Here is a 1118-nt window from a genome sequence, read left to right as displayed (position 1 = left end):
AAAAAAACCGATTCAGCGAAACGCCATTCTCGCGCTTGCGCATTTTAAGGATGCTTCCGCACTGCCTGAATTGACTGAACTGATGCACAAGGATCCGCGTCCTGTCATCAGGGGGACAGCCGCATGGGCAATCGGAAAAATCGGAGACCCCGCATACGCGGAAGAGCTTGAAAAAGCGCTGGAAAAAGAGAAGGATGAAGAGGTAAAGCTGGAAATTGAAAAAGGAATTGATTTGCTAAAAGCTTCAGGCATGACTAAACGAGGCTTGTCCTGACATACGTATAGAGCAGAAGGAAAAAACACTTGAGATCATCCAAGTGTTTTTTCTCTATAAAAAAGTATGGCGGGTGGGGTGAGCTTGAAGCACATTTTAGAACAATTAGCGGAGGAGCGGCTGGGCTTTCTGGTTAACGGGCATGCTATGAGACAGGAGTCTCAAGTCGGAGACCTTAAAGTCATGGAGCGTAAGAAAAAGCTTCTGGAAAAACGTAAAGTTGACATCATAAAAGCGAAAGCAAAGGCCGTGATTAATCATGTGCGGGTTGAGGATGACGGAACGACCTGCCTTTCGTATACCATTCATTACGAATACGTGTGTAAGGAACAAGATGACAGCTTGTATATAGAAGAGCACATAGAGGAGCGAATGGCTTTCCTGTATGATCACATTTTGATTAGTGATCAGGAAATTGCGAAAAAGCCGGCTGGATTTCATGAAGAGACCAGTATTATTGACTATTCTGAAGCTGAAGAGGAAAGAGAAGCGTTTGGCAGGGCTTTTCAATACGATCGTCTCGGCGCTGTCCAATATGCCGAGAAATTTTGGAACAAGCGCAATCCTGCTTATAAAAATTTCAGCGATAACTGTACAAATTTTATTTCTCAGTGTCTTCATGCAGGAGGCGCGCCGATGCGCGGTCATCCGAACAGGGGATCAGGCTGGTGGATGAAACAAAGCTCATGGAGCTACAGCTGGACGGTGGCGCACTCTATGAAAATGTATTTGTCGAATTCAAAGGCCGGACTGCGTGCGGTGCGGGTGAAATCAGCGGAAGAACTGATGCCGGGCGATGTGATTTGCTATGACTTCGAAGGAGACGGCCGCTTTAATCATACAA

At 46.1% G+C, this 1118-nt stretch carries 2 protein-coding genes; both read left to right on the top strand.

The window, feature by feature from the left end:
* Positions 1-274, top strand: a 274-nt coding sequence (locus ACWHAR_RS22675; RefSeq protein WP_452087899.1) for a HEAT repeat domain-containing protein, incomplete at its 5' end; no start/stop codon positions are given.
* Positions 275-340: 66 nt separating this feature from the next.
* Positions 341-1118, top strand: a 778-nt coding sequence (locus tag ACWHAR_RS22670) for an amidase domain-containing protein (protein ID WP_452087898.1), incomplete at its 3' end; no start/stop codon positions are given.

The organism is Bacillus sp. LR--39, assembly GCF_053613335.1.
This window is presented reverse-complemented; position numbering and strand designations above follow the sequence as displayed.